Here is a 6,718-nt window from a genome sequence, read left to right as displayed (position 1 = left end):
ACAATCCCCCCCGACCCGCCAGCGACTGCAGGGCGTTCCGCTGCACCCTTGGCGCGGTAACCCGCCGCTCGATAGGCGGCGACCGGGTCGATGGCGCCGCCGGTCTTCAGCCGCGCCATGGCGAGGATCGGCTCGACATCGGTGCGGTAGGCCGCTTTCAGCGTCTGCGTCGCCATCAGCGCGTCATTGCTATCCTGAAAATCTTCCAACGCCTTGCGGTCGACCAGCAGCGCCTGCGCATAGGCGCGCTGCACCTCGACCGCCGATAGCATCAGGCTTTCGATCGGATCGGTGACGTTGTGGCTCTGGTCGAGCATGTGGGCCGGGTCGAACCCCTCGGCGCCGGAAAGTTCGGCGTCGACCAGTTCGTTGAAGACGAGAAACAGCCGGTAAGGATCGATCGAACCGGCGTCGAGATCGTCGTCGCCATATTTCGAATCGTTGAAGTGGAAGCCGCCGAGTTTTTTGAACTGGATCAGCCGCGACACGATCATCTCGATGTTGACGTTTGGGGCATGGTGGCCGAGGTCGACGAGACAGAACGCCTTGTCGCCCAGCTCCTGCGCGATCATGTAGTTGGTGCCCCAGTCCTGCACGACGGTGGAATAGAAGGCCGGCTCGTACATCTTGTGCTCGCTGAACAGCTTCCAGTCGGCGGGCAGTCCGGCGTAGACCTCTTTCATGGCGTCGAGATAGCGCTCGAATGCCTTGGCGAAATTGACCTGGCCGGGAAAGTTCGAACCGTCGCCGATCCACACCGTCAGCGCCTTGGAGCCGAGCGTCTTGCCGATCTCGATGCATTCGAGATTGTGCTCGACCGCTTGCCGGCGCGTGCCGGCGTCGGCATGCGACAGCGAGCCGAATTTGTAGGAGAGCTTCTGGTCCTTGGCGTCGGAAAAGGTGTTGGAGTTCATGGCGTCGAAGCCGAGGCCAAAGCGCGAGGCCGCTTGCTTCAGCCGGTTCGGATCGGCCTTGTCCCACGGAATGTGCAGGGAAACGGTCGGCGTCGCCTGCGTCAATTGCTGGATGACGGCGCAATCCTCGATCTTGTCGAAGATGTCGCGTGGCTCGCCGGCACCGGGAAAGCGGGCAAAACGCGTGCCGCCGGTGCCGACGCCCCAGGACGGGATCGCCACCGCGAATTTCTCGACCTTGTCTCTGACAGCGTCGATGGCGATGCCGCGACGGTCGAGCCGCTCGCCGAGCGAGGCATAGTCGCGCTCGAGGTTGGCCTTGCGCGCGGCGTTGTCCTTGTCGACGAGGCCGGCGGAGATGATGTGTTCCATCGTCCCCTCCGCTCAGCGCGTGAACGACTGGGCGTTGCCCGCGTCGACATTGATGATGTTGCCGGTCGACTTGGCCGACATGTCGGACGCCAGGAAATAGATCGCCTCTGCGATGTCTTCCGGGAAGACCGAGCGCTTCAGCATCGAACGCGAGCGATAGTGCTCCTCCAGATCGTCGGTCGACATCTTGTAGGCGGCGGCGCGCTGTTCCTTCCACTCGCCGGTCCAGATCTTCGAGCCGCGCAGCACCGCGTCCGGGTTGACGACATTGACCCTGATCTGCGCCTCCGCGCCCTCCAGCGCCAGGCAGCGGGCGAGATGGATCTCGGCAGCCTTGGCGGTGCAATAGGCGGCGGCGTTCGGCGATGCGGCAAGGCCGTTCTTGGAGGCGACGAAGACGACGTTGCCGCCAATCTTCTGCGCGCGGAACAGCCGGAACGCTTCCCGCGAGACCAGGAAATAACCGGTCGACAGGATGTCCATGTTCTTGTTCCACAGCGCCAGCGTCGTCTCCTCGATCGGCGCCGAGGAGGCCAGCCCTGCATTCGATACCAGAATGTCGATGCCGCCGAACTCGACCGCTGTCTCGGCAAAGCCCGAAATGACCTGCTCCTCCGAGGTGACATTGATCAGCACCGGCCGCACGAAGTCCCTGCCGTAGACTTTCGCCAGTTCGTCATTGGTGCTGGCGAGTGCCGCCTCATCGATGTCGGCCAGCACCACGCAGGCGCCTTCGCGCAGCAGGCGGTTGGCCGTGGCGCGGCCGATGCCGCCGGCGCCACCCGTGACCAGGGCGATCTGGCCGGCAAGCGACTTCGGCTTCGGCATACGCTGCAGCTTCAGGTCTTCGAGCAGCCAGTACTCGATGTCGAAGGCTTCCTGTGCAGGCAGGCCGACATAAGACGACACGGTGGAGGCGCCGCGCATGACGTTGATGGCGTTGACATAGAATTCGCCCGAGATGCGCGCCGTCGCCTTGTCGCCGGCGAAGGTGAACATGCCGACGCCGGGCATCAGGTAGACGACGGCATTGGGATCGCGGATGGCGGGCGAGTCCGGATGCTTGCAGCTGTCGTAATAGGCCTGGTAGCCAACGCGATATTCGGCGATGTCGTCGGCAAGACGCGCGATGACGGCATCGACATCGGGTTTTGCCGGATCGAACTCGATGACCAGCGGGCGGATCTTGGTGCGCAGGAAATGGTCAGGGCACGACGTGCCAAGTGCCGCCAGCGGGCGCAGATCCCTGGAGTTGACGAATTCGAGCACAGCAGTGGAATCGTCGAAATGGCCTGTTTTGTGGCTCCTTTCCGAGATCAGGCCGCGAATCCTCGGCATCAGTTTGGCCGCGATGGCACGGCGCTCAGTGGCGTCGAGCGACTTGGCCGCTTCACCGCCGAAGATAGCGACACCCTCGGAGCGGCGCTCGAACCATTCGATCGCCTGGTTGATCACTGAGATCGTCGTCTCGTAGCATTCCCTGGGGGTGTCGCCCCAGGTGAACAGGCCGTGGCTTTCCAGGATGACGCCCTTGGCGGCTGGGTGTTCGAGGCAGAATTTCTCCAGCCACAGGCCAAGTTCGAAGCCAGGGCGCTTCCACGGCAGCCAGCCGATGGCCTCGCCGAAGATTTCTTTCGTCAGCGCCTTCGAATCCTTCGCCGCGGCAATGGCGATGATGGCATCGGGATGCATGTGGTCGACAAAGGGCTTCGGCACGTAGGCATGCAGCGGCGTGTCGATCGAAGCCGCACGCGGATTGAGGTTGAAGGTGCAGTGCGGCAGGAAGCCGACCATCTCGTCTTCGTGCTCGACGCCGCGATAGAGGCCTTTGAGCGCGCGCAGCTTGTCCATGTAGAGCGTGGCAAAGCCGTCCAGCTTGATCGAGGCGCTGTCGCCGCCCGATCCCTTGACCCACAGCACTTCGACATCCTCGCCGGTAAGCGGGTCTTTCTGCCAGATCTTCGACGACGTGTTGCCGCCGCCATAGTTGGTGACCCGCTTGTCGGAACCAAGTGTGTTCGAACGGTAGACCAGAAGTTCCGGCCCGCTCATGGCGTGAGCCTTGGCCTCGTCCCACAGATTGGCGAGGCGCGCGCCGGTGCGCTTGTCGAGCATAAGAAATCCTCCCGAAGGCACGCAGAAGGCGCGGCCATTTGGCCCCGAATTTCCACGGAAGCGGTCGGCTTGTCAATCACAAACGATCAATATCGATCATATTGCACTGCACAATGAAATTATATGATCGGAAATGATTGACACTGCGCGTTTTGGGTGCCTAGATGCCCGGGCAGGGAGGAACCATGCACGAAAAAGAGCGCCACAGGATCATTCTGTCCGCCGTCCAGGAAAAGCCTGTGGTGACGGTGCAGGAGATGGTCGACCTGACGGAGTCCTCCGAGGCGACGATCCGGCGCGATATCGCGGCTCTCCACGTCCAGAAGCGCCTGCGCCGCGTGCGCGGCGGCGCCGAGGCAATCTCGCCGCCGCAGTTCATCGGGCTGGCCGGCCGGCCCTTTTCCGTCAACGAAACCATCAACGCCTCGCAGAAGCGGGCGATTGCGCGTGAAGCGGTCGAGCTGTGCAACGACGGCGAACCGATCATCATCAATGGCGGCACCACCACCTTCCAGATGGTGCATTTCCTGACCGGCCGCCGCATGCCGATCTTCACCAATTCGTTCCCCATCGCCGAGCACCTGCTCAAGCACTCCAAGAATACGGTGATGCTGTCGGGCGGCACCATTTATCGCGAGCAGAACATCATCCTGTCGCCCTTCGACAACGACGTGACGCGCAATTTCTATGCGCGCCGCATGTTCATGGGTGCGCAGGGTCTGGGGCCGCTCGGCCTGATGGAGGGCGATCCGCTCTTGATCCAGGCGGAGCAGAAACTGATCGACCAGGCCGACGAGTTGGTGGTGCTGGTCGATTCCTCGAAATTCCGCAAACGCTCCAGCCTCATCCTGTGCGGCCTGTCGCGCATCGCCACCGTCATCACCGATGACGGCATCGAGGATCGTGAAGCCAAGATGCTGGAGACCGCCGGCGTGACGCTGATCGTCGCCCGCACATCCGCAACCAACAAGGAAGAATCTTCACTGCAGGCCTGAGGCCAACTCGCGCTCGCAGCGGCGATGGAATGCAACGCTCAAGGGAGGAAATTCGATGAGCTTCTTGAAGAAATTGATGGTGACGGCTGCATTCTCAGCCGCCATGTTCGTGAATGCAGCCTACGCCGAAAACGTCAAGATCGCGCTGGTGGTGAAGTCGCTCGGCAACGGCTTCTTCGATGCCGCCAACAAGGGCGCCGAAGAGGCGGCCAAGGAACTTGGCGATGTCGACATCATCTACACCGGCCCGACCAAGGCGACCGCCGAAGCGCAGATCGAAGTGGTCAATTCGCTGATCGCGCAGAAGGTCAACGCCATCGCCATTTCGGCCAATGACGCCGACGCTCTGGTGCCGGTGCTGAAGAAGGCCATGGAACGCGGCATCACCGTCATCTCGTGGGATTCGGGCGTCGCCAAGGAAGGTCGCCAGCTTCACCTCAACCCGTCCGACACCGGCCTGATCGGCGAGACCATCATCAAGCTCGCCGCCGACCACCTGCCGGAAGGCGGCGAGGTCGCCATCCTGTCGGCCTCCTCGACCGCGACCAACCAGAACGCCTGGATCGACGCGGCCAAGAAGATCCTGCCGGAGAAGTTCCCCAAGATCAAACTCGTCGCCACCGTCTACGGCGATGACGATTCGGCCAAGAGCACCGACGAAGCCAAGGGCCTGTTGAAGTCCTATCCGAACCTGAAGGCGATCATCGCGCCGACCACCGTCGGCGTCGTTGCCGCCGCCCAGGTCGTCACCGACGAGAACCTGATCGGCAAGGTCAATGTCACCGGTCTCGCACTGCCGTCCGAGTTCAAGAAGTTCATCGACAACGGTTCCAGCCAGGCGGTTGCGCTGTGGAACCCGATCGACCTCGGCTACTCGGCCGTCTACCTCGCCCATGATCTGGCGGTGAAGAAGGAAGAGGCCAAGCCCGGCGCCACGCTGTCGATCGGCCGCGTCGGCAAGGTCACGCTCGACGACACCAACTCGGCTGCAATGGCTCCGCCCTTCCAGTTCGACAAGTCGAACATCGAAAAGTTCTCCAAGATCTATTGATCTGGAGTTCTCTAGAGCTGACGCGGCGGGGCTCACGTCCCGCCGCGGCTTTAAACGAACCTTGTTTCAGGGCTTGATACGACTATGGACACGACAGCCCAACACGGCGCGGTGAAGGAGCGGCCTCCGGCCCCGGCTCCACGCTTGACGCTGTCCGGCATCTCCAAGAGCTTTCCCGGCGTGCGCGCGTTGCACAATGTCAGCCTGTCGCTCTATCCGGGCCAGGTGACGGCGCTGATCGGCGAGAACGGCGCCGGCAAGTCGACGCTGGTCAAGATCATGACCGGCATCTACCAGCCCGACGGGGGCACGATCAGCATAGACGGCCACGCCGTCACCCTGCCCAGCGCGCATGCCGCCTTCGGCCATGGCGTCACCGCCATCCACCAGGAAACCGTGCTGTTCGACGATCTGAGCGTGGCCGAAAACATCTTTCTCGGCCACGCGCCACGCACGCGTTTCGGCACCATCGACTGGCGCACGATGCGCAAGAACGCGCGCGAAGTGCTGGACACCATGCATGCCGACCATATCGACGCCGACGCGCGGCTGAAGGACCTTGGCATCGCCAACAAGCATCTGGTCGCGGTTGCGCGTGCCATGTCGATCGACGCGCAGATCGTCATCATGGACGAGCCGACCGCCGCGCTTTCCATGAAGGAGATCGAGGAGCTCTTTTTGCTGATCGAATTCCTCAAGAGCGATGGCAAGGCGATCCTGTTCATCAGCCACAAGTTCGACGAGATCTACCGTATCGCCGACCGCTACACGGTGTTCCGCGATGGCGAGATGGTCGGCGAAGGCCTGATCAAGGATGCCGGCCAGAGCCAGATCGTGCGCCTGATGGTCGGCCGCGCGGTCGATCACATCTTCCCGCAGCGCAAGGCCGAGATCGGCGCACCGGTGCTCTCCGTTTCCGGCCTGTCGCATCCGACCGAATTCAACGATATCGGCTTCGAACTGCACAAGGGCGAGATCCTCGGCTTTTACGGCCTTGTCGGCGCCGGCCGCAGCGAGGTGATGCAGGCGATATCGGGCATCACCCGCACCTCAGCCGGCACGATCACGCTGGAAGGCAAGACGATCGCGCCGAAATCGGCTGCGGATTCGATCGATGCCGGCATCGTCTACGTACCGGAAGAACGCGGCAAGCAAGGCGTGGTGATCGGCCTGCCGATCTTCCAGAACGTCTCGCTGCCTTCGCTCAAGCGCACGTCGAAGTCCGGCCTGCTGCGGCTGTCGGAGGAGTTCGATCTGGCCCGCTCCTACAC

The 6,718-nt window shown here is 62.5% G+C and carries 5 protein-coding genes; 3 read left to right on the top strand and 2 right to left on the bottom strand.

The genetic code is table 11. The annotated features are described in order from the left end of the window. Window positions 1–1,286, bottom strand: a 1,286-nt coding sequence (gene rhaI / locus EN925_RS17390; protein WP_128336743.1) for an L-rhamnose catabolism isomerase, incomplete at its 3' end; no start/stop codon positions are given. 12 nt (window positions 1,287–1,298) lie between these two features. After that, window positions 1,299–3,401 carry a bifunctional rhamnulose-1-phosphate aldolase/short-chain dehydrogenase gene (locus EN925_RS17385; protein ID WP_127365808.1) on the bottom strand — a complete coding sequence of 701 codons (2,103 nt, stop codon included), beginning with the start codon at window positions 3,399–3,401 and terminating at the stop codon, window positions 1,299–1,301. A gap of 185 nt (window positions 3,402–3,586) precedes the next feature. On the opposite strand from EN925_RS17385, the gene EN925_RS17380 reads away from it, so the two are divergent. The 3 genes from EN925_RS17380 to EN925_RS17370 all read left to right on the top strand — a co-directional run. After that, the gene (locus EN925_RS17380; protein ID WP_013533598.1) at window positions 3,587–4,396 is read left to right on the top strand and encodes a DeoR/GlpR family DNA-binding transcription regulator; all 810 of its coding nucleotides are present in this window, start codon (window positions 3,587–3,589) and stop codon (window positions 4,394–4,396) included. 55 nt (window positions 4,397–4,451) lie between these two features. Then, window positions 4,452–5,447, top strand: coding sequence for a rhamnose ABC transporter substrate-binding protein (gene rhaS, locus EN925_RS17375; protein ID WP_013533599.1), 996 nt, complete (start codon window positions 4,452–4,454; stop codon window positions 5,445–5,447). A gap of 84 nt (window positions 5,448–5,531) precedes the next feature. Then, window positions 5,532–6,718: sugar ABC transporter ATP-binding protein (locus EN925_RS17370; RefSeq protein WP_164894252.1), on the top strand; the 1,187-nt coding region annotated here is incomplete at its 3' end.

Origin of the sequence: Mesorhizobium sp. M7A.F.Ca.US.006.04.2.1 (assembly GCF_004022915.1) — a bacterium.
GTDB classification, from domain to species: Bacteria; Pseudomonadota; Alphaproteobacteria; order Rhizobiales; family Rhizobiaceae; genus Mesorhizobium; species Mesorhizobium ciceri.
Note: the sequence above shows the minus strand (reverse complement) of the source record. Positions and strands in the feature narration are given on the sequence as shown.